This window comes from Isoptericola sp. NPDC056618 (genome assembly GCF_042792715.1).
Taxonomy (GTDB): domain Bacteria; phylum Actinomycetota; class Actinomycetes; order Actinomycetales; family Cellulomonadaceae; genus Isoptericola; species Isoptericola nanjingensis.
Genome location: NZ_JBHTVZ010000002.1, coordinates 518,548 through 543,341 on the forward strand (window position 1 = coordinate 518,548; position 24,794 = coordinate 543,341).

The following is a 24,794-nucleotide window of genomic DNA, read 5'->3' on the forward strand; positions in this document are numbered from 1 at the left end:
ATGAGCGGGCCCACCACCACGAGCGCGGCCGCGGCCGTCTGGCGACGCAGCCCTCAGGCCGCCGCCGGGCTCGGCACCGGGGTGCTCGTGCTCGGACTGGGCCTGCTGGCGGGCCGGGCCGACGTCGCCCTGCTCGGCGTGGCCCCCCTCCTCGGCGCGCTGTGGGCCGGCCGACCCGGGGCATGGCGCTCGGGCACGCCGCGACGGGGCACCGGTGTGGTGATCGACCCGACCTCGGCCGCCGCCGCGCCCGGGGAGCTCACCGCCGTCCTGCGCCTCGACCCGGCACCCGGGACGGAGCTGGTGCACGCGCGGGTCTCCGCGCCCGGGCACCGCACGGCCGGGGTCGTGGTCGCCGCCGGCCCGCGCGAACTGCCCCTCACCCTGAGCACCGTGCGCACCGGCCCGCAGCGCACCTTCCACGTCGACGCACGCGGCTACGGCGCCGGCGGGGCGACGGCCGAGGACCCCGTCTCCGTCACCGCGCCCGACCGGCTCGTGCTCCCCACGGCGATGCCGCTCGGGCGCGTGCCCGTGCCCCGCCGTCTGCGAGGGCTCACCGGTCCGCACACCTCCCGGCGGCTCGGTGACGGCGACGAGCTGCGCGACGTGCACCCCTTCGCGCCCGGCGACCGGCTGCGGCGCATCGACTGGCACACCACCGCGCGGCGCTCGCCCGACCTGTCGACCCTGTACGTCCGGCGCACCTACGCCACGGCCGAGGCGACCGCGGTGCTCGTCGTCGACTCGCGCGACGACGTCGGGCCGGACCTGCGCACCTGGCGCGGCACCGGCCCGCAGCGCGTCGACGAGCCGACGTCCCTCGACCTCGCCCGGCACGCCGCCGCGTCCGTGGCCGGCGCGCTCGTCGCCGCCGGCGACCGGGTCGGGGTGGACGACCTCGGCCGGCGCAGTCGGCCTCTCCTGCCCGCCGCGGGCCGCCGCCAGCTGCGCCGTGTGCTGCACGCGCTCGCGCTGAGCAGCCCGGTCGGTGCCCCCGCCCGGCGGCTGCGCGCGCCGCAGGTCCCCGCGGACGCCGTCGTGTACCTGTTCAGCACGGTGCTCGACGACGAGCCGCTCGCGCTCGTGCGGGCGTGGCGTGCCGTCGGACACCCCGTCGTCCTGGTCGACACGCTGCCCGACGTCCGGGGGGCGCACGAGGAGCACATGCGGCTCGCCTGGCGGGTCACCCGGGCCGAGCGGGACGACCGGCTGCGCCGCATGGCGGCCGAGGGCGTGCCGGTCGTGCGCTGGGCCGGCGACGCCCGCCAGGACGCCGCCCTCCGCTTCGAGGCCCTGGTCCGCGCCGACGAACGCCATCGGCGAGGCGCGGTGGGGGCGCGATGAGGCGCTCCCTGCCCGCCCGGGTCCGGGCCTGGTGGCGGTCGCGGTACGAGACGGGGCGCCCGCTGCCCGTGGTCGGCGTCGAGCTCGGGCGCCGGCTGCCCGGCGTGGTGCTCCGGGTCGCGTTCGTCGTCGCCGTGGCCGCCCTCGTGGTCGCGGCGGGCGCGCGGACGGACCTGATCGCCGAGGTGGTCGTCCTGCTCGCCGGCGTCGTCACCGTCTGGGCCGCGGTCCGCCCGGGACCGGCCCCCGCGCACGTCGCGCTCGTGACGGCGGCCCTCGAGCTGCTCGGCTCCGGCGCCGCGCCGTTCGACCCGGCCGTGCTGTGGCTCGCCCCGCTCGGGTACCTCGTGACGCGCCTGGGGTGGTGGGCGTCGCACGTGGCCGCGACGGACCGCGTGGAGCTCGCGGCGCTGCGGCACGGCCTGGCGCGCGACGGCGTCGTCGTCGCGGCCTCTCTCGCCGTCGGGGGCGCGGCGTGGGCGCTGGCGGGGCGCCAGGTGTCCTGGCTCGTGGCCCTCGGGGTCGTGGCCCTCGCCGCGCTCGCGTGGATCGCCGTCCGGCGTGACGATGGCGAGGCGCGCTGACCTCCCGGCCGCGCCGACCCCGACGAGGACGGAGACCTCCCGATGGCTGACCGCAACACCCCGCGCTACACGGTGCCCTCGCTCACGCCGCAGCAGGGCGCAGAGGTGGCCGCCATCCTGCAGGAGCGGCTGAACTCCCTGACCGACCTCCACCTGACCCTCAAGCACGTGCACTGGAACGTGGTGGGTCCGCACTTCATCGCGGTGCACGAGATGCTCGACCCGCAGGTGGACGCCGTGCGCGCCATGACCGACGCCGTCGCGGAGCGCATCGCGACGCTCGGCGTCTCCCCCGTCGGCACCCCCGGCGCGCTCGTCGCCGCCCGCGCCTGGGACGACTACTCGCTCCGCCGTGCGTCCGCGATCGAGCACCTGGGCGCGCTCGACGAGGTCTACGAGGGCGTGATCACCGCGCACCGGAAGGCGGCGAAGGACACCGAGTCCCTCGACGACGTGACGAACGACCTCCTCATCGGTCACCTGCACGAGCTCGAGCTGTTCCACTGGTTCGTCCGCGCCCACCTGGAGAGCGCCGGCGGCGACCTCTCGACCGCAGGTGCCACCACGGAGACGGGCGCAGCGGAGAAGGCGGCAGCCGGCGCCCGGTCGACGTCGACCCGCAGCGCGGGCGCGAAGGCCGCACCGAAGACCGCATCGAAGGCGCCGGCCAAGACGGCCGCGGCCAGCACGACGTCCGCCAAGACCACGAGCGCGCGGAAGAAGAAGTAGGCGCAGCACCCGCCGTCGTGCCCACGCCCGCAGGGGTGTCGTCCGCTCCGGTGGACGACACCCCTGCGGCATGATGACCCCGTGATCCGCCCTTACCGCGACACCGATCGGGCCGCCGTCGCCGAGGTCTGCGTCCGCACCGCCGCCGCCGGCTCCGACGCCCGCGGCCACTACTCCGACGACCTCCTCATGCCCGAGGTGTTCGCGCTCCCGTACCTGGAGTACGCACCGGAGCTCGCGTTCGTCGTCGTGCGCCCCGACGAGGAGCCGGCGCGCGATGCCGTCCCCGCGGACCCCGCGGACGACGTCCTGCGTGTCGACGACGGCCGCCTCACCGGGTACGTCATCGGCGTCGCCGACACCCGCCACTTCGTGGCGTGGTGGGAGCGGGCCTGTGGCCCCGGGTTCGCCGAGCGCCACCCGGAGGCCGGCGCCCCGCCGTCGGGGCGCGAGCCCGGGTTCTCGGAGGCGGCCCTGCTCGATGCCGGGAAGGACCCCGGCCGCATGGTGCGCGGCATCAGCCCCGGCGAGCTCGACCGGTACCCCGCGCACCTGCACATCGACCTGCTGCCCGAGAACCAGGGCCGCGGGCTCGGTCGCGCGCTCATGGACACGCTGCGCGCTGCGCTCGCCGCGCGCGGGGTGCCCGGCGTGCACCTCGGCATGGACCCGAGCAACACCCGCGCCCGCGCGTTCTACGACCGGTACGGCTTCCAGGAGCTGCCGTCGCACTCCCCCGGCGCGCCGCTGCTGGGCATCGCCACCGCCTGACGCACAGCCGCGTCTTCGCGCCCACGGGCCGGCCTCGTACGTCGCGGGGCCGGTCCGTTCGTCCCTGCTGCCGTGAGGGTGTCGCGGCTCGAGTTGGTGTTTTAGGGCGCTTGGCACACTATTTTTCTGAAGAGGCATCGGACGCGGGTGCGTCCGAGGCCGGCGCCATGTCCCGACCGAGGTCCGGCACGCCCGCGTCCACCCACGCCCGCCGCACCTGCTCGAACCGCGTGGGCAACGGCGCCCGCACCGCCCCGTAGCGCGCGTTGGTGCGGTGGACGAAGCGCCGCCAGGACAGGACAAGCCCCTGCCGCGTGATCGGCAGCCCGCTGGAGACCGTCGTGCCGTGGTCGTGCGTGTGGTGCACCGTGAGCAGCAGCGCGCGCGGCACCGAGCCCTCCAGCTCGGCGGCCAGCTCCTCGCGCACCACTATCCAGTGCCGCAGCAGCAGCACCACCTCCGCCGGCAGGCGGTGCTCCCGGAGGGTCCGGTGCTTGCCGTGCCGCAGCAGCACCCTCCCCTCCGCCGGGTCCCGCGTGCCCCCGACCCGCCCGCGGCGCGCGGCGGCGTCCGGTTCCGGACCCAGGTCGAGGTCCTCCGCCCGCACGCGGAGCAGGTCGCCGTAGCGCGCCCCGGTCGCCCGCGTCAGCCCGGCGATCACGGCGAGCCGCACGACCTCCGGCTTCCCGCCCGGGCGCAGCGCCTCCACGGACAGCTCGCGCCACACCCACTCCGCCTCGTCCAGCGTGACCGTCGGTCGTGGGTACCGGGCGACCGGTGCGGCGTCGGCGCCGTCAGCCTCTGGGGCGGGGGGCTCCCCCGTGCTCCGCGTCATGGGCCCATCCTGGCGCTTGGCACACTTTTTCCCGGGAGGAGGCCCGGCGTGTCGGCGGGCGTCGTAGCCTCGTGCGGTGAGCCGACCCGACAGCCCCGCCCCCGCGACGCCCCGGGGCGGGCTCCCCGGCACGCTCGCGGCCCCCGTCGACCACGAGCTCGTGGTGAAGAGGTCGCGCTTCCTGGCGCACCTGTCCCCGGCGCCGTCGGTCGAGGCGGCGGACGCCGTCGTCGCCCGCCTGCGCAAGGAGCACTGGGACGCCCGTCACCACTGCGTGGCGCTGGTCGTCGGCACGCACGCCGACCAGCAGCGCTCCTCGGACGACGGCGAGCCCTCCGGCACCGCGGGCGTGCCCATGCTGGAGGTGCTGCGCCGCCGGGAGGTCACCGACGTCGTGGCGGTCGTGACGCGCTACTTCGGCGGCGTCCTGCTCGGCGCCGGCGGCCTGGTGCGTGCCTACTCCGGCGCCGTCGCCGAGGCCCTGGACGTGGCCGCGGCCGGCGGGCTGCTGCGCCGGCGCGAGGTGCTCACCGAGGTCACGGTCGACGTCCCGCACGCGGACGCCGGCCGCGTCGACCACCTGCTGCGCGACTGGGCCCAGACCCACGGCGCCGTCCTCGAGGAGCCGACGTACGCCGCCGTCGCCCGCCTGGCGCTGCTCGTGCCGCCGGCCGAGCTCCCCCGCCTGCGCGACGACCTGGCCGCGGCGTCCGCCGGCACGCTCACACCCGTCCCCGGCGCCGACCGCGTCATCGTCCTCCCCGCCTGACCCGCCGGCTGTGGGGGGGCGCTCAGGGGGTGACGCCGTCCGCGGCGACGGTCGCGCCGTCGGGCACGGTGGCGGGCTCGCCGGCGTCGGTGAGCACCGCGTCGCCCTCGGCGCGCACGCGGGCTCCGAAGGTCCAGTCGCCCTCGACCGTGAGCGACGACGCCGCCCGCAGCGACGGCGCACCCTGGGCGAACCGCGCGTCGAAGCCCGCGATCTGCTTGTAGGTCGTCGAGAGCTTCACCAGCGGCGCGTCGACCTGGGCGACCAGCCGGTAGTCGTCGGTGAGCTCGTAGACGTCCGAGCGCATGAGCAGCAGGTCGCTCGTCGTCTTCACCGGCAGGAACCGCTCGCGCCCCACCTCGATCGCCGTCGCGCCCTCGAAGACGGCCACGGCCGCGCCCATCGCGGACTCGATCTGGACGACGGCGGGCGAGGACGCGTCCGTCGGGTCCACGGTCTTCTCGTTCCGGATCAGCGGGAGCTCGAGCACGCCGCCGGTGCGGTCGAGCTCGGCCGCGAGCGCCTCGAGGTCGAACCACAGGTTGTTCGTGTGGAAGTAGCGGTGCACCGTCGGGTCGAGCGAGACGTCGACGTCGTCGGGGTGCGTCTGCGCCGTCTCGCGCTGCACGATGCGGCCGTCGCTCTTGCGCACGACGAGCTGGCCGCCCTTGACGTCGGCGGGCGACTTGAGGCACATCTCGGCCGCGTACGGAGCCCCGGACGCCGCGAACCAGGCGGCGATCGCGCCGTCGGGGGCCGCGCCGAGGTTGTCGGAGTTGGAGACGCTGGCGTAGCGGAAGCCCGCGTCCAGGAGCGCGCGCACGACGCCGGACGCGTGCAGGGCCGGGTAGAGGTCGCCGTGCCCGGGCGGGCACCACTCGAGGGTGGGGTCGGCGGGCCACTCGACGGGCTCGAGGGTGTCGGCGCGCAGCTTGGGCTCGCGGTTCTGGAGGAAGTCCAGCGGGAGGCCGTCGACGGCGAGGTCGTCGTAGGGCGCGAGCGCGGCGAGGGTGTCGTCGCGCGTGCGGAACGAGTTCATCAGCACGAGCGGCAGGCGGGCGCCCGTCGCCTCCCGGGCGGCGCGCACCTGGCGGACGATGACGTCGAGGAAGGAGAGTGCCCCGCCCTCCTCGCCCCGTGCGTCGTCGCGCACGGTGAGCAACGACTTCGCCTTGTCCATGCCCATGGACGTGCCGAGCCCGCCGTTGAGCTTGATGATCGCCGTCTGCGCGAGGGCGGCCTGGGCGTCGGCGTCCGAGACCGCGAGGTCGGCGTGCCGCGGCAGGTCGGTGAGAGGGTCGACGTCGGCCTCGCGCACGAGCCCGGTCTCCCCCGACTCCAGCAGGTGGTAGAAGCGGGTGAAGGTCTCGATCGCGGCGGGGGCGACGCCCTCCGCCTGCATCTTGGATCGGGCCAGGGCAAGTCCGCGGTCGCTCATGGGCAGCACCCTAACCGCGCCCGGGGAGGCCTGCGGGGTACGTCCGGCCGCTCGGGACGCCTGCCCGGGTCGGTGCTCGGACCCTTACTCGAACCGGGACGGGTCGCCGGCCCCCGCGCGGACGACGTCGGGGTATCCCTCGGACCAGTCGACGACGGTCGTGGGCTCCGCCAGGACCTCGCCCGCGTCGACGACGGCGTCGACCACGTGGTCGAGCTCCTCCTTGACCTGCCAGCCGTCGGTGAGGGGCTGCTCGGCCCCCGGCAGGATGAGGGTCGACGACAGGAGCGGCTCCCCGAGCTCGCGCAGCAGCGCCTGCACCACCCGGGAGTCGGGGATGCGCACGCCGATGGTCTTCTTCTTGGGGTGCGCGAGGCGCCGCGGGACCTCCGGCGTGGCCGGCAGGATGAAGGTGTAGGGCCCCGGGGTGGCCGCCTTGATGGCGCGGAAGGCGCTGTTGTCGAGGCGCACGAGCTGGCCGAGCTGGGCGAAGTCCGCGCACACGAGGGTGAAGTGGTGGCCGGCGTCCAGGTGCCGGATCTGGCGGATCCGCTCCGTGCCGTCGTGCTGGCCGACGCGGCAGCCGAGGGCGTACCCGGAGTCGGTCGGGTAGGCGATGAGGCCCCCGTCGTTCAGCAGCGCGACGACCTGGCCGATCGCCCGGGGCTGCGGGTCGACGGGGTGGACGTCGAAGTAGCGGGCCATGCCGGGCAGCGTATCCCCGGGCCGTGCCATCCCACCCGGTGAGCGGTCGCGACGCGGCCGTCGGGTCAGGCCGCCAGGGCGCGGCGGAGCTCGGTCTCGCTGGCGTTGCCTCCGGAGCAGACGACGCCGACGCGTCGCCCGGCGAACGCGGCGGGGTGGCTGAGGACGGCGGCGAGGGCCGCGGCGCCGGCCCCCTCGGCGACGGTCCGCGCGCCGGTGAGGTAGTGGCGCTGCGCGGCGGCGATGGCGTCGTCGTCCACGAGCAGGAAGTCCGCCAGCCGCTCGCGGAGCACGGCCTGGGTGAGGGCGAACCCGCACCCGACGGCGAGCCCCTCGGCGCGGGTGGCGTTGGCGGCGGTGCGCAGCTCGCCCGCGCGCCAGGAGTCGTGGGCGGCCGGCGACGCCGCGGCCTGCACGGCGACCACCCGCAGCCCCGGGGCGAGCGCGCTCGCGACGAGACAGGCGGCCGCTGCGCCCGAGCCCCCGCCGACGGGGACGACGAGCACCTCGAGGTCCGGCGCCTGCTCCAGGAGCTCGAGCGTCGCGGTGGCCACGCCGGCGACGAGGACCGGCTCGTTCGCCGCGCCCACGAGGCGTGCCCCGGTGCCGGCGGCCACCTCGCCGGCGCGGGCCCGGGCGTCGTCGAACGTCGCCCCGTGCAGCACGACGTCGGCGCCGAGGTCGCGCACGGCCCGCTCCTTCAGGGGGTTCGGGCGCTCGGGCATGACGATCGTGCAGCCCGTGCCGGTGCGGCGGGCGGCGTGGGCCAGCGCCTGGGCGTGGTTCCCCGTGGAGTAGGCGACGATGCCGCGCCGGCGCTCGTCGTCGTCGAACCCGAGCAGGAGGTTCAGCGCCCCGCGCACCTTGAACGCGCCCGTGTGCTGCAGGTTCTCGTGCTTGACGACAAGGCTCGCGCCGGCGGCGCCGGCCTCCGCGGCGGCGCGGTCGAGCTCCGGGTGGGCCAGGGCGGGCGTGCGGACGACGAGCCCCTCGATCCGCCGGGCGGCGGCCAGCACGTCGCGCATCGTCGGCGGCGCGGGCACCTCGGGGGCAGGCTGCGGGGTCGTCGTCGTCATCATCACAGCAGGATCGCCCCGCGCCGACCGATAGGTCCAATGCCTGTTCTGACTTCCCGTCATCGATACGGCCGATGATTGGTCGTAGGCTGGCGCCGTGTCCGTCGAACCCGCTCCCTCGCCCCACCTCGACCTCACGCGTCTGCGCGTCCTGGCCGCCGTCGCGCGCACCGGGTCGGTGACCGCGGCGGCGCGCGAGCTGCACTACGCCCAGCCGTCGGTGAGCCACCATCTGGCGCGGCTCGAGGCCGAGGCGGGGATCGCCCTGCTGCAGCGCGCGGGCCGCGGCGTCCGCCTCACCGAGGCGGGCCGCCTCCTCGCCGCGCGTGCGGAGGAGATCCTCGGCCGCGTCGAGGGCGCGCGGCGCGAGCTCGACGCCCTGGTCGGCCTCCGCGCCGGCCGCGCCCGGCTGGCCGCGTTCCCCTCCGCGCTCGCGACCCTGGTGCCGGCCGCCGTCGCCGGGCTGCGGGCCGCGCACCCCGGGCTCGGGGTCGGCCTGGTCGAGGCCGAGCCCCCGGAGGCGATCGCCGCGCTCCAGGCCGGCGACGTCGACGTCGCCCTCGTCTTCCGGCACACCGACGCCCCGACCGCCCGGCCGGACACGGACCTGTCGCGGTTCGAGGTGACCGTCGTGCACTCCGAGCCCATCGCCCTTGTCCGGCGGGCGACCGACGCCCTCGACGGACCGGACGTGTCGAGCGGCTCCGGCGACGTCCCGCCGCCGTTGGCCGACCTGCGCGACGCCGCCTGGATCGCGGGGTGCGAGCGGTGCCGCGCCGACCTGGTCGCGCGCTGCGCCACCGCCGGGTTCGATCCCCGCATCGCGTTCGAGACCGACGACTACGTGGCCGTGCAGGCGCTCGTCGCGTCCGGCGCGGGGGTGAGCCTGCTGCCGTCGCTCGCTCTGCGGGCGCACCGGAACCCGGACGTCGTGGCGCAGCCCCTGCCCGGCGCCACGCGCGAGGTGCTCGCGCTCACCGTCGGCGCGCCGACCCCGGCCGCGCACGCCCTCGTGCAGCGGCTGGTCGAGGCGGGCGACGCCGCCCGCGACTAGCGTGGAGGCGTGCCTGAGCAGCGGGGATGGCAGGTGGACCAGCTCAGCGGCTGGTGGGCCACCGCCGACTACGACGTCGCCCGCGAGGTGCTGCAGCGCGGCGTCGGCGCGCTGCTGTGCCTGGCCTTCCTCCAGGCCCTGGGCCAGTTCCGCCCCCTGCTCGGCGACCGCGGGCTGCTGCCGGTGCGGCGGTTCACGGCGCGGGTGCGGTTCCGCGACGCGCCGTCGCTGTTCCACCTGCACTACTCCGACCGCCTGCTGGTCGTGGTGGGGGTGCTCGGGACCTCAGGGGGCGCCGCCCTGGTCGTGGGGCTGCCGCAGACCGGGCCGTGGTGGGTCACCACCGTCGTCCTGCTCGCGCTGTGGGCGGGCTATCTCTCGCTCGTCTCGGTCGGCCAGCGCTTCTACGCGTTCGGCTGGGAGACGCTGCTGTGCGAGCTCGCGTTCCTGGCCGCCTGGTTCGGCTCCCCCGCCGTGCCCGTGCCGTTCCTGCTCGTGCTCGCCGCCCGCTGGCTGCTGTTCCGCCTCGAGCTGGGCGCGGGCCTCATCAAGTGGCGCGGCGACCCCGCCTGGCGCGACCTCACCGCCATGGACTACCACCACGAGTCCCAGCCGATGCCCGGCCCGTTCAGCTGGCACGCGCACCATCTGCCGCGCTGGTGGCACCGCACGGAGGTGGTCGGCAACCACGTCACCCAGCTGCTCGTGCCGTGGCTGCTGTGGCTCCCGCAGCCGTGGCCGAGCGTCGCGGGCGGCGTCGTCGTCCTGACCCAGGGCTGGCTGGTGCTCACCGGCAACTTCGCCTGGCTGAACTGGGCGGCGATCGTGCTCGGCGCGGCCATGGTGTCCGACGACGTGTGGCGCACCCTGCTCGGCGGCCTCGCCCCGGCCGCCGGCCCGGCACCCCCGGTGCCGACCGGCTACCTCGTCGCGGCGACCCTGGTCGTCGTGCTCCTCGCGGTGCTGTCCGTGCGCCCGGCGCTCAATCTCCTCTCGTCGCACCAGAGGATGAACGCGAGCTTCGATCCGCTGCGGCTCGTGAACGCGTACGGGGCGTTCGGGAGCGTGACGCGGCGCCGCGACGAGGTGATCGTCGAGGGCACCCTCGCCGACGAGCCCGGGCCCGACGACTGGCGGGAGTACGGGTTCCGCGGCAAGCCCGGCAACGTGGGCCGGCGCCCGCCCCAGGTCGCCCCGTACCACCTGCGCCTCGACTGGGTGCTGTGGTTCGTGCCGCTCGGCACACCCGTGCCGTGGCTGCCGCGGCTGTGCCTGCGGCTGCTGGAGGCCGACCGGGCGACGCTCCGCCTGCTGCGGCACGACCCGTTCGACGGCGCACCGCCGCGCTGGGTACGGATGCGCCTGTTCCGCTACCGCTACACGACGCCGGAGGAGCGGCGCCGGACGGGCGACTGGTGGGTGCGCGACGAGCTCGAGACGATCGTCGACCCGGTGGACCTCGCGCTCCTGTCGCGCCCAGGACGGTCGTGACACCACGCCTGCCGGCCGTCGCTCGCGGACGACCGTGGGCCGACAACCGTGGGCCGACAACCGTGAGCCGACAAGGGTCGCGCCGGACGAGAGGTTCTTCGCGGGGACGTATCCCTCCCGAAGTGGAGGGCGCCCTGGCGCCCGTGAACGCGTCCCCGCGAAGAACCTCTCGGCCGGCTCGACCCCCAGCCATGGACGCGGGGCTACACGAGCGAGTCCTGCCACGCGGCGTTGAGCGCGGCGTAGTGCCCGTCCCCCGCCGCCAGCTCGTCGGGCGTGCCGTCCTCGATGACGCGGCCGTGCTCCATGACGAGCACCCGGTCGGCGATCGCGACGGTCGAGAGCCGGTGGGCGATGATGATCGCCGTCCGGTCGGCCAGCAGGGTCTGCAGGCCGTGCTGCACGAGCCGCTCGCCCGGGATGTCGAGGGACGACGTCGCCTCGTCGAGCACCAGCACCGCCGGGTCGGCGAGGAACGCCCGCGCGAAGGAGAGCAGCTGCCGCTGCCCCGCCGAGACGCGGCCGCCGCGCTTGTTGACGTCGGTGTCGTACCCGTCGGGCATGTCCATGATGAACTCGTGCGCCCCGACCGCCCGTGCGGCGGCCTCGATGTCCGCCTGCGGTGCGCCGGGCCGTCCGAGCGCGATGTTCTCGCGCACGGACCCGCTGAACAGGTAGGCCTCCTGGGTCACCATGACCACGGCGCGCCGCAGGTCCGTCGTCGACAGGTCCCGCACGTCGACGCCGTCGAGCAGCACGCGGCCCTCGCTCGCGTCGTAGAACCGGGTCACGAGCTTGGCGAGCGTGGACTTGCCCGCGCCGGTCGTGCCGACCAGCGCGACCGTCTGCCCCGCCGGGAGCGTGAGGTCGAGGTCGGGCAGCACGACCGGGCCGTCGCCGTAGCGGAACGTGACGTGATCCAGCCGGAGGGCGCCGCGCGCGTGCGGCAGCGCCACGGGGCGGCGCGGCTCGACGACCGTCGGCTCCTCGGCCAGCAGGCCCGAGACCTTCTCCAGCGCCGCCGTGGCGGACTGGAAGGAGTTGTAGAAGTTCCCGAGCTGCTGGATCGGCTGGAAGAACCGCTTCACGTACAGCAGGGCCGCCACCAGCACGCCGACGTCCAGCCCACCGGAGTAGACCCGCCAGCCGCCGATCGCGAGCGCGACCGCGACCGCGACGTTGCCGATGAGCACGAGGCCCGGCTGGTAGCGGCCGTTGAGCCCCATGGTGTTGAGGTTGGCGTCGCGGTACTGCTCGCTGAGCCGGCCGTACTCCGCCTCGGTGGTCGACTCCCGGCGGAACGCCTGCACGGCGCGCATCCCGGTCATCGTCTCGACGAACTTCACGATGAGCCGCGCCGACGTGGTGCGCTGCTCGCGGTAGAACACCTGCGAGCGCTTCTGGAACCACCGGGTGAGCAGCCAGGCCGGCACGAGGGCCACCGCGAGCACGAGTCCCGAGCGCCAGTCGAGCAGGAACAGGCTCAGCCCGGTGAAGACCATGAGCATGAGCGAGGAGACGACGCCGGTGAGCCCGCCGTCGAGCAGCTCGCGCAGCGCCTCGAGGTCGGACGTCTGGCGGCTGATGATGCGGCCGGACGTGTACGACTCGTGGAACTCCAGGCTCAGCAGCTGCGTGTGCCGGAAGACCCGACGGCGCAGGTCCAGCAGCACCCCCTGGGCGATGCGCGCGGCCTGGCGGACGTAGGCCCCGGCGCACAGGCCGCCGACGACCGCGGCGACCAGGTAGACGGAGCCGACCAGCACGAGGGTGCCGACGTCGCCGTCCATGAGGTCGGGGACCGCGGAGTCGATGGCGAGGGACACGAGCCACGGGCCCGCGACCTGGCCGAGCGTCGACACCACGACCAGGAGGCCCGCGAGGGCGAGGGCGCCGCGGCGCGGCCGCAGCAGCTCACCCAGCAGGCGCAGCGACCGCGACCTGACGTCGCGGGAGGTCTCGGCGTCGAGCCGGGTGGTGTCGTCCGCGGTCGCGTCGGTGGGGCGACGTCGCTCGTCCGGCCCGGACGTCGTGGGCTGGGACGATTCCGGCGTGCTGGGGCGGCTCACCGCTGGACCTCCTCGGTCTGGGCCTGCTCGGGTTGCTCCCGGTCGGCGTGCTCGGCGCACTCCTCCCAGTCCTGCTCCAGGCTGGAGATGACGTGCCGGTAGTGGGCGTCGGTGGCGAGCAGGTCGCGATGGGTGCCCACGGCCGTGATCCGGCCGTCCTGCAGCACGGCGACCCGGTCCGCGAGCGCGACGGTGGACGGCCGGTGCGCGATGACGAGACTGGTCGTGCCGTCGAGGACGTCGCGCAGGCGCGTGGTGACGGCCTCCTCGGTGGCGACGTCGAGCGCGGACAGCGGGTCGTCGAGCACGAGCACGGCGGGGTGTGCCGCGATGGCCCGGGCGAGCGCGAGCCGCTGCCGCTGCCCGCCGGACAGGGACAGCCCCTCCTCCCCGATGCGGGTCTCGACGCCCTGCGGCAGGTCGGCGACGAAGCCCGCCTGCGCCACCTCGAGCGCCTCGTGCAGGCGCCGCTCGCGCTCCTCCTCCGGCACGGCGTCGGGGCCCGCCTCCGGGACGCCGAGCAGCACGTTGTCCCGCACCGACGCGGAGAACAGCGTGGGGTCCTCGAACGCGACCGCGACGGCGCGGCGCACGTCGTGCCGGCGCAGGCGCCGCACGTCCACGCCGTCGAGCAGCACCTCGCCGCCGGTGACGTCGAAGATGCGCGGCACGACCATCGCGAGGGTGGACTTGCCCGAGCCGGTGAGGCCGACGAGCGCCGTCGTCGTGCCGACGGGCAGCTCGAGGTCGACGTGCGCGAGGACCGGCCGCTCCGCGTCCTCGTAGCGGAACGTGACGTCGCGGAGCTCGACGTGGCCTCGCGCCGGGCCGGGCTCGACGGGGTCGGCCGGGTCGGCCAGCGGGTTCGGGGTCTCCATCACCTCGAAGAAGCGGTCGACGGCGGTGCGCGCGTTGAGCGTCATCGACAGGGTCATGCCGAGGTCGACCACGGGGCCGTTGATCACGGCCGTCGTCAGGAAGAAGGCGACGAGGCTGCCGACGGTGATCTGCCCCTGGGCGGCGAGCACCGTGCCGAGCACGAGGCAGACGGCCAGCGTGACCTCGGGGATGAGCTGCAGCGACGTGGTGACGGTGGCCTGGTTGCCCGCCTTGCGGATCTCCGTGCGACGCAGCTCCTCCGCCTGGTCGGTGAACGAGTCGAGGGCGTCGCGCCCGCGGCCGAACGCCTTGAGCACGCGGATGCCGTGCACGGACTCCTCGACCGTCGTGGCGAGGTCGCCCGACTGGTCCTGCGACAGGCGCGCGATGACGCGGTACCGCCGCGAGAAGCGGAACGCGATGACCGTCACCGGGATCGCGCCCGCGAGGTACACGAGGCCGAGCCAGCCGGCGGTGGCCAGCAGGATGCCCACGCCGACCACGATCGTCACGATGCTGACGACGAGCTGCAGGACGCCGAAGACCAGCCAGCGGCGCAGCAGGCCGAGGTCGCCCATGATCCGGCTCAGCAGCTGCCCCCCGGGCCACCGGTCGTGGAACGCGACGGGCAGGTCCTGCAGGTGGCGGAACAGCGCCATCCGCAGCTCGGCCTCGACCCGCGTGCCGGGGTACATCACGAGGTTGCGGCGCAGCAGGACGAACCCGGCCTCCGCGACCCCCAGCACGAGCACCAGGAGGACCGGCACCACGAGGGCGCCGAGGTCGTGGGCGGCGGCGCCCTCCGCGAGCGGGCCCTCGACGAGGGCCTGCAGCACGCGCGGGATCGCCAGCGCGGCGAGGCTCGCGCCGAGCGCCGAGAAGAGGCCCCCGACCATGCGCGGCAACGCGGGCCGGACGTACGGGTAGAGCCGGCGCACGGACGCGAACGTGGAGAGCTCGGAGCCCGCAGGGGCGACGGCCGCCGCAGGGCCGGCGCCCGGCGGGCCGGGCGGCCCCTCGGCGCGACCCGGCGGGGTGCCGGGCGCAGCGGGACGTCGGGGAGCGGAGGAGGCGGGGCTCCTCCTGGGACTGTCGGAGGGATCGGCGCGGCGTGCGCCTCGGCTGCGGCTGCGCGAAGTGCGCTTCGTGTCGGGCATCACACTCATTCTCTCACTCGCCTCCGACACGCTTGCCCCGATCACGCGGTGGGTCCCCGAACCGGGACACCGCTTACCGCCGCGGGATCCCGCCGTCGGGCAGGACGGCGGGTCCCGCGACGGGCCCCACGACGGGGATCCGGCCGGCCGCGGTCAGCCCACCGCGACGCGATCGGCGGGGCGCCCGTCGACGCCCTCGGTCGTGCCTCCCCTGCCCGCTGTGCCTGCTGTGCCTGAGGTGCCCGTCGTGCCGGGGAGGCCCGTCTGGTCGAAGAACGCCAGCTCGTGCTCGCACGCCGCGCGGAACGCCGCCGCCATCCGGTCCCGGGTGGACGCGTCGGACGCCGCGGCGGCGCGGCGCAGGATCGCGACGGCCTCCCGCGTCGCGTCCGCGAACGCGTCGTCGGCGTAGGTGCCCAGCCACGCCGCGTACGGGTGGCCCGCGTGGTTGCGCGCGGCCAGCCGCTCCCCCACGTCCTGATAGATCCAGTAGCAGGGCAGGACGGCGGCCACGAGGGTCACGTAGTCGTCGCCGGCCGCGCGCAGGTGGTCGAGGTAGGCGGCCGTCGTGGCGCTGGCGGGCACGTCCTGCGGCTCCCCGCCCAGCCAGCGCGTGTGGAGGTCGAGCTCCGTCACCAGGGCGCCGTGCGCGCCACCGGCCCAGAACGCCTGCTCGGCCCGCGTGGGCGCGAGCTCGCTCGCCCGGGCGAGGCAGCGCGCGTAGTCGCGCAGGTAGAGCGCGTCCTGCTCCAGGTAGGCGCGGAAGTGGTCGGCGTCGAGGGTCCCGTCGCCCAGCGACCGGACGAACGCCAGGTCGTCGATCGCGGCGCGCACGTCCGCGGCGTCGTCCCACCACCGGGCGACGACGTCCTCCGCGCCCGCCCCGGACGCACGGGCCGCACAGGACGCCGCCTGGGGTTCCGCGCCGCCCGCGCGCAGCCCCACCAGGTGGTCGACGGGACCGTTCCCGCCGCCGACGCGCAGGGCCTCCCCCGCCCGGATCGCCGCGGTCAGCCAGGCCTTCGTGCCGCGCAGCGCCTCCGCCCAGTCGCCCGTGCGCGCGTACCGGGCGGCCAGCCCGCTGGACAGCGAGCAGCCGGTGCCGTGGGTGGAGGTGCTGGTCAGTCGAGGGCCGGCGAGCTCCACGAGCACGCCCCGCGGACCGACGAGGGCGTCCGGGGCGCCCACGTCCCTCGCCTCTGACCGCGCGAGGAGGTGGCCGCCCTTCGCCACCACCAGGACCCCGTGCCGGGCGGCCAGCCGTCGCGCCTGCTCGAGGGCGGCGGGCCAGTCCGCGGCGGGGGGCTCCTGCGCGAGGACCGCGAGCTCGGGCAGGTTCGGCGTCACGACGTCCACCCGGCCGAGCAGGTCCCGCACGGCGTCCTCGGCCGCCGGGTCGAGCAGCCGGTCCCCGCTGGTCGCCACCATGACCGGGTCCAGGACGACGGCGGGGCGCGCGGTCGCGCCGGACGGCCCGGACGGGTGGGATGCGGCACGCGCCAGCCCGTCGAGCCACGCGGCCACCGCCCGGGCCACCGGGGCCGAGGCGAGCATCCCGATCTTCACGGCGTCGACGGCCACGTCGTCGGCGACGGCGTCGAGCTGCGCGGCCAGGAATGCGGCGGGCGGCACGTGCACGTCACGCACGCCGCGGGTGTTCTGCACGGTCAGGGCCGTGACGGCGGCCATCCCGTAGCCGCCCGCGGCCGCGATCGACTTGAGGTCCGCCTGGATGCCGGCGCCGCCGGACGGGTCGGACCCGGCGACCGCCAGGACCCGGGGCCTGCTGCCCGTCCGCGGCGCCGTCGTCGGCGACGAGACGGGAGCGGGGGCGGCGTGAGCAGGGGTGGTGGTGCCGGCGCGGCCGGCGGAGCTGTCTTCAGGTGCGCGCGCACTCATGTCGACATCCCTTCGCTAGTACGAGCTAGATCAGGTTCGACGGGTGTGTTCTCAGCGCCCGCCGGCCGGCCGTGACGAAGTCGCGGCGATGACCGGTCGGGACGCACCCCGTGTCGTGGCGCCCACCGTAGCCCAGGACGGCCCCGGCGGGTCCGGCGTCCCGCGCGGTGTGTCGTGGCCGGCTCCGCCGTCGCCCGAACGGCCGCCCGGGGCGGGGCTGCAGGTCCCGGCCGACGCCGCGGTAGGGTGCGGGGGTGCCCGTGGTCGTCCGTCGTGTGCGCGAGCTCCTCGTCGCCGGCACGACGCTCAGCATCGCGGCCGCCGCCCATCTCCTGGCCGGCGGCGCGCTCCCCGCGGCACCCCTCGCCTGGCTCGTCGTCGCGGCGCTCACGGCGCCGCTCGCGGTGTGGACCGCGCGCCGCCGTCTGACCCTCCCTCGCCTCCTGCCGGCGATGGTCGCGCTGCAGTTCGTGCAGCACACGACGTTGTCCGTGCTCGGCGCGGCGGGCACGGGTGCTCCCTCGGCTCCGCTCGCGACCCCGGGCGCCACCCCGGACGGCCACGCGCTCCACGCCATGGGCCCGGGCTCCCTCGCGCCCGCGACGGGCGGCGGGCTGCTGCACCACGCGGGCGACGCCGGGACGACGACCTGGATGCTCGCCGCGCACGCCGCCGCGGTGCTGCTCACCGCCCTGCTGCTCGCGGCGGGCGACCGGGCGGCCCTCACCGTGGTGGGGCACCTGCGGCACGTCGCGCTCCTCGTGCAGGAGCCGCGGGCGCTTCCGGTGGTCCGCGAGCACGCCGTCGTCGTCGGGCGCACCTGGCGCCCCCACCCGGCCCGCGTCCGCCGGCGCACGCCCCCACGCGGGCCCCCGCTGCTGCTCCCGGGCGCCCTCGCGCGCGCCGCCTGACCCTGCCCTGGTCCGTCGTCGGACGGGGGCGGGTCCCTCGCCGTCCCACGACCGACTGACACACCTGACAGCCAGGAGCAGAAGAACCCATGTCCAGGACCACCCCTGCCCTCCGCCCGCGTCGCCTCGCCGGCGCGGCCGCGCTCGCCCTCCCCGCCCTCGTGCTCGGCGCGACCGCCGCGTCGGCGCACGTGACCGTGACCCCCGACGCGGCCGAGGCCGGGTCGTACGCCACCCTCACCTTCAAGGTCCCGAACGAGTCCGCCGAGGCCTCGACCACCGCGGTGCAGGTCGACCTGCCCACCGACACCCCCTTCACCAGCGTGTCCGTCGAGCCCGTGCCGGGCTGGACCGCGAAGGTCACCCAGGCGCCCCTGCCCGAGCCCGTCGAGGTGCACGGCACCACCGTCACCGAGGCGCCGGCGAGCATCGAGTGGACCGCCGACGACGCCGACGCCGGCATCGCGCCGGGCGAGTTCCTCCGGTTCACCGTGTCGGCCGGCGCCGTCCCGGACGGCGTGGAGGAGATCGTCCTCCCCGCCACCCAGACCTACTCCGACGGCGAGGTCGTCGCCTGGGACCAGGAGGCGTCCGGCGACGCGGAGCCCGAGCTCCCGGCCCCCGTCCTGCAGGTCGTCCCGGCCGCCGAGGACGGCGGCCACGGCGCGGCGTCGGCGGCCGGCGCCGGCGACGCCGGCACGGACGCGCACACGGATGCGGCGGCCGAGGACGACGGCTCCGGCACCCTCCCGCTCGCGCTCGGCGCCGCGGGCCTCGGGCTCGGGCTGGTCGGCGCCGTCACCGGCGTGATCGCCCTCGCCCGGACGCGCGCACGGGCCACCGGCGCCGCCGGCGCCGCCGGCGCCGCCGGCACGGAGCAGCGGTGAGCGCGCCGGACGGCCGCACAGCCGCGCGACGCGCCCTCGCCGCGGCCGGGTCGTTCGCGCTCGCCCTGGGCCTCGGCGCGGCCGGTGTCGTCGGTGCGGCGGGGCCCGCGAGCGCCCACAACGTCGTCGTCGGGACGTCGCCCGCCTCGGGGACGACCGTGACCGAGCCGCCCGAGTCGGTCGACGTGACGTTCGACGACGTGGTGCTCGACCTGTCCGGCGAGGGCTCCAGCACGGTGGTCACCGTGACGGACGCCGACGGCACGGACCACGCGGCCGGGTGCCCGACGACGCAGGACCGCACCGTGTCCGTCCCCGTCGCGCTGGGCGAGGGCGGCGAGTACACGGTGGGCTGGCGGATCGTGTCGGCCGACGGGCACCCCACCAGCGGGGAGTTCTCGTTCACCTACGACCCGCCCGCCGGGACCGAGGCGGCCCCGCCGGCGGGCGCGACGCCGTGCGCCCCGGCCGGGGGCACGGACGAGGCGTCCGACGGCACCACGGAGGGCGCGTCGGCCGCCGCGGACGCGGGCGGCGGCGACACCTCCGAGCTGGTCGTGGTGCTCGGCATCGCGGGCGGCGTCGTCGTGCTCGCCGGCGCGGCGGTGCTGGTGGCGCTGCGGCTCGCCCGACGTCGCGGCTGACCCACCGCACCCCGCGACCTGTCAGGGTCAGCGCCGGGCATACCGCGCGCTGGCCCTGACAGGTCGCCCTCGTCGATGCTCCCGGGCGTCTGCCTCGTCGTCGGGTCGTCCCCGCACCCCGCCGGAGCCGCCTACGATGCCGAGCATGGATGCGGGGCAGATCGTCGGGATCGTGACGGGCCTGGTCGTGGTGGTCGTGCTGGTCACGGCGGTGGCCTTCTGGGCGGCACGACGCCGCAGGGCGGCGCGCGGGCGGGCACAGGACCTCGAGGCGGAGCTGCAGCGGCTCGGCGTGGAGGCGGGCTCGGCCCTGGTGCGCGCCGACGAGCGGGCCCGCCTCGCCGAGGACGAGCTCGCCTTCGCCCAGGCCGAGCTCGGCGACCGGGAGACGCGCGAGCTCGCGCCCACGCTGCGGCGGGCGCGCGAGCGCCTCTCCGAGGCGTTCCACCACAACCAGCTCCTGCACGACCACGTCCCGGACACCGACCAGCAGCGCCGGGAGTGGTCGGCGCGGGTCGTGGACCTGTGCCGGTCGGCCGACGCGTCCTTGGACGAGCTCGACCGCGGGCTCGCCGCCCTGCGGCAGACGGTCCGCTCGACCCCCGACGCCGTCGACCGGGTCGACGCCGAGCTGGCGCGCGTGCGCGAGGCCGTGCCCGCGGCACGCGCCGACCTCGAGCGGCTGCGCGAGCAGTACGCCGAGCGGGCCCTGCTGCCCGTCGCGGACAACCCCGAGCAGGCGGAGCGCCTGCTCGAGTTCGCAGGTCGCAGCACCGCGGCCGCCCGCAAGCGCCTCACGACCCAGCAGGTCGCGGAGGCCGGTGCCGCGGCCCGCGCGGCGGAGGAGGCCGTGCGCCGCGCCGAGGGGCTGCTGCGCGCCGTCGACGACTACGAGGCCGAGGCACTGCGCGCGGAGGCGGCGCTCGGCGCGATCGTGGCGGAGTCCCGGGCCGAGCTCGCCCAGGCGCGCGCGCTCCCGGCGGCCCAGCGGGCGGGACGCATCGACGGCGCGGTCACCGCGCTCGAGGACGCTCTCTCTGCGCTGCCCGCCCCGGGCGCCCCGGGCGACCCGGTGGGTTCCCTCACCCGGGTCCGGGAGGCCAACACCGCCCTCGACGACGCCGTGGCCGAGCGGGCGGAGCGCGACGAGCGCGCGCGCCGGGCGGCGTCGCGGCTCGGGCCCGCGCTCGACGACGCCGAGCGCCAGCTCGCCGCGGCGCGGTCCGTCGTCGACGACTACCGCGCCCCCGTGGGCCCCGACGCCCGCACCCGCCTGGCCGAGGCCGAGCGGGAGGTGGCGCAGGCCCACGCCGCGGAGGACCCCGAGCGCGGGGTCGCCGCCGCCCGCCGGGGCGCGGCGCTCGCCGCGGAGGCCGCGACCCTGGCGCACCGCGACATCGCCCGGTCGGGCCAGGGGCAGCGCTGGGACGGCGGCTACAACGGCGGACCGGACGGGTACGGCGGCGGGTACGGCTGGCAGGGCGGCCGCCGCCCCGGTGCCCGGGGCGGCTCCGACGTGTTCGGCGCCGTCCTGGGCGGGATGGTGCTGGGCGGCATCCTCGACGACATCGGGGACATCGGCGACATCTTCGACTGACGCCGACGGCGCAGCGGGTACGAGGGGGACGACGGCGCCTGCGGCGGCGACGAGCACGGGAGGGCGGATGAGCACCACGGTGCGGCGGCGGGTACGGGTGCACGGCCGCGTGCAGGGCGTCGGGTTCCGCTGGTCGACCCTCGAGGCGGCCCGCCGGGCGGGCGTGGGCGGGCTCGTGCGCAACCTCCCCGACGGGACGGTCGAGGCGGAGGTCGAGGGCACGCCCGACGCGGTGGACGCGATCCTCGCGTTCCTGCGCGAGGGCCCGCCCGGGGCCGTCGTCACGGGGGTCGACGTCGAGGACGTGCCGCCGGTCGGCGAGACCGCCTTCGACGTCAGCGGCTGACGTCCCTCGCGGCGGCCGGCACGCGCGCCGCCACGAGCTCGACGACGCCGGCCCGCGTGCGCGCGTGCTCCTCGACCGCGAGCTCCCGTTCGAGCACCCACCGCATCGGCCGGCGCCGGAAGTGCTCCCCGGCCAGCGGGACGCTCACGGCGTCCGCGAGCGCCTGCAGCGCCCGCAGCGGCCAGGCGCTCGAGGCGACGTGGTCGGCCAGCAGCAGCAGGCCGCCCGGGCGCAGCACGCGCGTCATCTCGCCGAGGGCCGCCCGCTCGTCGGCGATGCCGCACAGCGAGAACGTGCACACGACGGTGTCGAACGACGCGTCGGGCAGGTCGAGCGCCTGCGCGTCGCCGACGCGGAGGTCGGCGTCCGGGTCGATCCCGAGGCCCAGGCGGGCGGCGCGGCTCCGCGCGACGTCGAGCATCCCGGCGCTCTGGTCGACGCCCACGAAGGCGCCGGGACGCGCAGTCAGCGCGGGCGGATAGTGCTCGAGGTTGAGCCCCGTGCCGACCGCGACCTCGAGGGTGCGGCCCTCGGCCAGCCCGCAGAGCCTCGCCCGCACGCCCGGGAACATGCGTCGCTCGGCGGCCGTGAACGCCCGGTCGTAGCCCGCGGACTCGCGGTCCCACCGCCGTCGTAGCCGCGCCGCCCGCCCGCGCTCCGTGCGCCCGTGCTGCGTGCCGTCGTCGCTGGTCACCGCCCCAGGTTCCCACGGCCGCCGGGACCGCGACAGGGCCGCGGACCACGTAGCATTTCGCACGTGACGAGTCCCACCCATGCCCGACCCGCCCGACGCCGCGGCGCCGGCAGCGCGATCGTGGGCGGCGTCGGCGAGATCCTCATCACCCTCGGGGTGGTGCTCGGGCTGTTCGTCGTCTGGCAGCTGTGGTGGACGTCCGTCGAGGCCACGGCCCAGGCCCAGCAGGTCATGCAGGAGTTCGAGGCGACGCTGCCGCCCGCCAACCCCGAGCCCGCCGAGCTGCGCACGGACGACCCGCCCGTGCCCGACGCCGTCGGCTACGGCGAGACGATCGGCACGCTCATCGTGCCCGCCTGGTACGGCCTGACGAACAACGCGATGCCGATCGCGGAGGGCACCGGCATGGACGTGCTCGACCGGGCCATGGCGGGCCACTACGAGACGTCGCAGCAGGTGGGCGACGTCGGCAACTTCGCGCTCGCCGGGCACCGGCGCACGCACGGCAACTCGTTCCGGCACGTCGACAAGCTGGAGGAGGGCGACCAGATCATCGTCGAGACGGCGACGACCTGGTACGTCTACGAGGTCACCGACCACGAGATCGTCACGCCCGACCAGGTGGACGTCGTGGCGCCGGTGCCCCACCACCCGGACCAGAAGCCCACCGAGCGGCTGCTGACGCTCACCACGTGCCACTCGCTCACCCTGGGCGAGTACGGCAACGACCACCGCTGGATCACGTACGCGACCTTCGTCGGCTGGATGGACCGCGCCGACGGCACCCCCGACCAGGTGCGCTGACCGGTCCGCTGGAGCTGGAGACGACATGTACGCGTGGATCTTCCACCACCTGCCGGGCAACCTGTTCTGGCGCGTCCTGCAGTCGCTGGTGCTGGTCGCCGCCGTCGTGGCGGCCCTCTTCCTGTGGGTGTTCCCCGCGATCGCCCCGTACCTCACGCTGCTGGAGGGCGACCCCGCGGTGGGCTGACGCTCAGGTGCTCGCGCGCACCACCAGCTCGGGGTCGAACAGCACCTCCTCGGGCGCCGAGGTCGGGTCGTCGATCTCCCGCAGGAGGATCTCCGCGGCGGTGGTCCCGATGGCCTCGGCCGGCTGGCGCACCGTGGTCAGCGGGACGGCGCCGGTGGTCGCGAACGGGATGTCGTCGTAGCCCACGAGCGCGACGTCGTCCGGCACCCGCACCCCGCCGTCCAGCAGGGCGCGCACGAGGCCGAGGGCGTGCATGTCGTTGCCCGCCAGGACGGCGTCCGGCCGCTCGCCGGGTGCCGCCGCGGCGATGCGGCGGCCCACCTCGGCGCCCTCGGCCATGCCCAGGTCGGCCGAGTGCACGACCTCCAGCGTCGCCCCCGACGTGCCGTCCACGACCTCCTGCATCCCGGCGAGCCGCCGGCGGACCTGCTGCACCCGTGCCCGGCCGGTCGCCGCGAGCAGCCGGCGGCGGCCGCCGTCCACCAGGTGCTGCGCGGCGAGGCGGCCGCCCTCCCGGTGCCGCAACGAGACGGTCGACAGCCGTCCGTCCGGGTCCTGCTGGTCCACCACCACGACGGGGCTGCCGCGGTCCTTGCGCGCCGTCAGGGCGGCCATCTGCGCGTCGTGGGGGGCCACCACCATGCCGTCGAAGCGCAGCTGCTCGAACAGGGCGACGAGGCGCTCCTGCTGGTCGGGCGACTCGTGGGTGCTGCCCGTGACGAGGGTGAGGTCCGCGCCCGCGACGACGCGCTCGACGGCGGTCACGACGTCCGCGAAGAACGGGTTGGACGCGTTGATCACCGACACGCCGACGATCCCGGAGCGCTGCCAGCGCAGCTGCCGGGCCGACAGGCTCGGCACGAAGCCGAGCTGCTCCACGGCGGACCGGATGCGCGCCGTCGTCGCGGGCGCCACCTTCTCCGGGCGGTTGAGGTAGTTGGAGACGGTCGCCGCCGACACGCCGACGTGCCGCGCGACGTCGTGGATGGTCACCACCAGGGCTCACCCACCAGGACGGGGCGGTGCAGGATGGGCGGATGGACATGCGACCGACGACCCGCGCCCCGCTGCGCTTCGGGGTCAAGCTGACGCAGGACGCCCCGGTCGACACCTTCCGCCGGGTCTGGCAGGTCGCCGACGAGGCCGGGTTCGACCACGTGTGGGTGATGGATCATCTCGCCTCCCTGGGCGCGGACGACGACCGTCCGATCTTCGACGCGTGGGCCATGCAGGCGGCGATGGCCGTGGCCACCTCGCGGGTGCGGATCGGCTGCATGGTGTCGGGCAACTCCTACCGCCACCCGGTGATGCTGGCCAAGCTGGCCGCGACCGTCGACCACCTCTCGGGCGGCCGGCTGGAGCTCGGGATCGGCGCGGGCTGGAACGAGCACGAGCACACGATGTACGGGCTCGACCTCGGCACTGTGCGCGAGCGCATGGACCGGCTCGAGGAGTCGCTGCAGATCCTCACCTCGCTCTGGACCGAGCCCCGGACCACGTTCGACGGCGCGCACTACCGGCTGGCGGACGCGGTCGCCGAGCCGAAGCCCGTGCAGCGCCCGCACCCGCCGATCTGGGTGGGCGGTTCCGGGCCACGACGCACCCTGCGGCTCGTGGCGCGGTACGCCGACGCGTGGAACGACACGTCCAGCACGCCGGAGCAGGTGGCCGCGCTCGGCGAGGTGCTCGAGCGGCACTGCGCCGACGTCGGCCGCGACCCGGCCGAGATCCGGCGCACCGTGCAGCTGCGGCTGCGCGAGCACCCGCTCGCCGAGCTCCCCGGGCTGGTGGAGCGGTACGCCGCGGCGGGCGTGACGGAGTTCGTGGTCGTGCTGTCCTCGGGAGAGGCCGCGCTGCGCGAGCTCGACGGCGTGGTCGCCGCGCTGCCCGCGCTGCGCGGCGCCGCCTGAGCCGGCCCGCA

General features: G+C 76.2%; 24 protein-coding genes and 1 riboswitch. Of the genes, 15 read left to right on the top strand and 9 right to left on the bottom strand.

Going from position 1 to position 24,794, the window contains the following annotated elements; genetic code table 11:
- From ACFQ8T_RS05500 to ACFQ8T_RS05515, 4 genes are all read left to right on the top strand, one after another.
- The gene (locus tag ACFQ8T_RS05500; protein ID WP_430545539.1) at positions 1–1,347 is read left to right on the top strand and encodes a DUF58 domain-containing protein; all 1,347 of its coding nucleotides are present in this window, start codon (positions 1–3) and stop codon (positions 1,345–1,347) included.
- Positions 1,344–1,931, top strand: coding sequence for a hypothetical protein (locus ACFQ8T_RS05505; RefSeq protein ID WP_430545540.1), 588 nt, complete (start codon positions 1,344–1,346; stop codon positions 1,929–1,931). Before ACFQ8T_RS05500 ends, ACFQ8T_RS05505 begins: the two co-directional genes overlap by 4 nt.
- 42 nt (positions 1,932–1,973) lie before the next feature.
- On the top strand, positions 1,974–2,660 hold the full coding sequence (locus ACFQ8T_RS05510; protein WP_430545541.1) for a Dps family protein: 687 nt from the start codon (positions 1,974–1,976) through the stop codon (positions 2,658–2,660).
- Positions 2,661–2,741: 81 nt separating this feature from the next.
- A complete protein-coding gene (locus ACFQ8T_RS05515; protein ID WP_430545542.1) occupies positions 2,742–3,431 on the top strand; it encodes a GNAT family N-acetyltransferase in 690 nt (229 codons plus the stop codon).
- A 118-nt stretch (positions 3,432–3,549) separates the two neighbouring features.
- Here ACFQ8T_RS05515 and ACFQ8T_RS05520 read toward each other — a convergent pair whose 3' ends face one another.
- Positions 3,550–4,266 carry a hypothetical protein gene (locus tag ACFQ8T_RS05520; protein WP_430545543.1) on the bottom strand — a complete coding sequence of 239 codons (717 nt, stop codon included), beginning with the start codon at positions 4,264–4,266 and terminating at the stop codon, positions 3,550–3,552.
- A gap of 76 nt (positions 4,267–4,342) precedes the next feature.
- Here ACFQ8T_RS05520 and ACFQ8T_RS05525 point away from each other — a divergent pair, with 76 nt between their 5' ends.
- Positions 4,343–5,035: an IMPACT family protein gene (locus ACFQ8T_RS05525; protein WP_430545544.1), complete on the top strand. Its 693-nt coding sequence runs from the start codon at positions 4,343–4,345 to the stop codon at positions 5,033–5,035.
- 22 nt (positions 5,036–5,057) lie between these two features.
- On the opposite strand, the gene ACFQ8T_RS05530 is transcribed toward ACFQ8T_RS05525, so the two are convergent.
- The 3 genes from ACFQ8T_RS05530 to ACFQ8T_RS05540 all read right to left on the bottom strand — a co-directional run bounded on the left by ACFQ8T_RS05530 (position 5,058) and on the right by ACFQ8T_RS05540 (position 8,257).
- Complete coding sequence (locus ACFQ8T_RS05530; protein ID WP_430545545.1) at positions 5,058–6,473, bottom strand: UTP--glucose-1-phosphate uridylyltransferase; 1,416 nt, start codon at positions 6,471–6,473, stop codon at positions 5,058–5,060.
- Positions 6,474–6,557: 84 nt separating this feature from the next.
- Positions 6,558–7,178 (bottom strand): L-threonylcarbamoyladenylate synthase, encoded by a 621-nt coding sequence (locus tag ACFQ8T_RS05535; protein WP_430545546.1) that lies wholly within the window; start codon positions 7,176–7,178, stop codon positions 6,558–6,560.
- A 65-nt stretch (positions 7,179–7,243) separates the two neighbouring features.
- Complete coding sequence (locus tag ACFQ8T_RS05540) at positions 7,244–8,257, bottom strand: threonine/serine dehydratase (RefSeq protein ID WP_430545547.1); 1,014 nt, start codon at positions 8,255–8,257, stop codon at positions 7,244–7,246.
- Between the two features lie 94 nt (positions 8,258–8,351).
- On the opposite strand from ACFQ8T_RS05540, the gene ACFQ8T_RS05545 reads away from it, so the two are divergent.
- A complete protein-coding gene (locus ACFQ8T_RS05545) occupies positions 8,352–9,308 on the top strand; it encodes a LysR family transcriptional regulator (RefSeq protein WP_430545548.1) in 957 nt (318 codons plus the stop codon).
- A 9-nt stretch (positions 9,309–9,317) separates the two neighbouring features.
- Entirely contained in the window at positions 9,318–10,799 is a 1,482-nt protein-coding gene (locus ACFQ8T_RS05550) for a lipase maturation factor family protein (protein WP_430545549.1), read from the top strand.
- 203 nt (positions 10,800–11,002) lie between these two features.
- Here ACFQ8T_RS05550 and ACFQ8T_RS05555 read toward each other — a convergent pair whose 3' ends face one another.
- The 3 genes from ACFQ8T_RS05555 to ACFQ8T_RS05565 all read right to left on the bottom strand — a co-directional run bounded on the left by ACFQ8T_RS05555 (position 11,003) and on the right by ACFQ8T_RS05565 (position 16,803).
- Positions 11,003–12,868 carry an ABC transporter ATP-binding protein gene (locus ACFQ8T_RS05555; protein WP_430545550.1) on the bottom strand — a complete coding sequence of 622 codons (1,866 nt, stop codon included), beginning with the start codon at positions 12,866–12,868 and terminating at the stop codon, positions 11,003–11,005.
- Positions 12,865–14,643: an ABC transporter ATP-binding protein gene (locus ACFQ8T_RS05560; protein WP_430545615.1), complete on the bottom strand. Its 1,779-nt coding sequence runs from the start codon at positions 14,641–14,643 to the stop codon at positions 12,865–12,867. Before ACFQ8T_RS05560 ends, ACFQ8T_RS05555 begins: the two co-directional genes overlap by 4 nt.
- A 414-nt stretch (positions 14,644–15,057) precedes the next feature.
- A complete protein-coding gene (locus tag ACFQ8T_RS05565) occupies positions 15,058–16,803 on the bottom strand; it encodes a bifunctional hydroxymethylpyrimidine kinase/phosphomethylpyrimidine kinase (RefSeq protein ID WP_430545551.1) in 1,746 nt (581 codons plus the stop codon).
- Positions 16,794–16,924, bottom strand: a riboswitch (TPP riboswitch). It overlaps the preceding gene by 10 nt.
- Positions 16,925–17,057: 133 nt before the next feature.
- Between ACFQ8T_RS05565 and ACFQ8T_RS05570 the strand changes: the two genes are divergently transcribed.
- The 5 genes from ACFQ8T_RS05570 to ACFQ8T_RS05590 all read left to right on the top strand — a co-directional run bounded on the left by ACFQ8T_RS05570 (position 17,058) and on the right by ACFQ8T_RS05590 (position 21,188).
- On the top strand, positions 17,058–17,714 hold the full coding sequence (locus ACFQ8T_RS05570) for a hypothetical protein (RefSeq protein ID WP_430545552.1): 657 nt from the start codon (positions 17,058–17,060) through the stop codon (positions 17,712–17,714).
- Positions 17,715–17,803: 89 nt separating this feature from the next.
- Positions 17,804–18,601 carry a YcnI family protein gene (locus tag ACFQ8T_RS05575; RefSeq protein ID WP_430545553.1) on the top strand — a complete coding sequence of 266 codons (798 nt, stop codon included), beginning with the start codon at positions 17,804–17,806 and terminating at the stop codon, positions 18,599–18,601.
- Positions 18,598–19,245, top strand: a complete 648-nt coding sequence (locus tag ACFQ8T_RS05580; RefSeq protein ID WP_430545554.1) for a copper resistance protein CopC — start codon at positions 18,598–18,600, stop codon at positions 19,243–19,245. The genes ACFQ8T_RS05575 and ACFQ8T_RS05580 overlap by 4 nt, the downstream gene beginning before the upstream one ends.
- A 145-nt stretch (positions 19,246–19,390) precedes the next feature.
- Positions 19,391–20,842, top strand: a complete 1,452-nt coding sequence (locus ACFQ8T_RS05585; RefSeq protein ID WP_430545555.1) for a hypothetical protein — start codon at positions 19,391–19,393, stop codon at positions 20,840–20,842.
- Positions 20,843–20,909: 67 nt separating this feature from the next.
- Positions 20,910–21,188: an acylphosphatase gene (locus ACFQ8T_RS05590; protein WP_430545556.1), complete on the top strand. Its 279-nt coding sequence runs from the start codon at positions 20,910–20,912 to the stop codon at positions 21,186–21,188.
- On the opposite strand, the gene ACFQ8T_RS05595 is transcribed toward ACFQ8T_RS05590, so the two are convergent.
- Positions 21,178–21,882, bottom strand: a complete 705-nt coding sequence (locus ACFQ8T_RS05595) for a class I SAM-dependent methyltransferase (protein WP_430545557.1) — start codon at positions 21,880–21,882, stop codon at positions 21,178–21,180. The two genes, ACFQ8T_RS05590 and ACFQ8T_RS05595, sit on opposite strands and share 11 nt — an antisense overlap.
- A gap of 63 nt (positions 21,883–21,945) precedes the next feature.
- Here ACFQ8T_RS05595 and ACFQ8T_RS05600 point away from each other — a divergent pair, with 63 nt between their 5' ends.
- Both ACFQ8T_RS05600 and ACFQ8T_RS05605 read left to right on the top strand, forming a co-directional pair.
- The gene (locus ACFQ8T_RS05600) at positions 21,946–22,686 is read left to right on the top strand and encodes a class E sortase (RefSeq protein ID WP_430545558.1); all 741 of its coding nucleotides are present in this window, start codon (positions 21,946–21,948) and stop codon (positions 22,684–22,686) included.
- Positions 22,687–22,711: 25 nt separating this feature from the next.
- The gene (locus ACFQ8T_RS05605; RefSeq protein WP_430545559.1) at positions 22,712–22,873 is read left to right on the top strand and encodes a hypothetical protein; all 162 of its coding nucleotides are present in this window, start codon (positions 22,712–22,714) and stop codon (positions 22,871–22,873) included.
- Positions 22,874–22,876: 3 nt separating this feature from the next.
- On the opposite strand, the gene ACFQ8T_RS05610 is transcribed toward ACFQ8T_RS05605, so the two are convergent.
- On the bottom strand, positions 22,877–23,869 hold the full coding sequence (locus ACFQ8T_RS05610) for a LacI family DNA-binding transcriptional regulator (RefSeq protein WP_430545560.1): 993 nt from the start codon (positions 23,867–23,869) through the stop codon (positions 22,877–22,879).
- Between the two features lie 41 nt (positions 23,870–23,910).
- Between ACFQ8T_RS05610 and ACFQ8T_RS05615 the strand changes: the two genes are divergently transcribed.
- A complete protein-coding gene (locus ACFQ8T_RS05615) occupies positions 23,911–24,783 on the top strand; it encodes an LLM class F420-dependent oxidoreductase (protein ID WP_430545561.1) in 873 nt (290 codons plus the stop codon).
- The last annotated feature ends 11 nt before the right edge of the window (positions 24,784–24,794 follow it).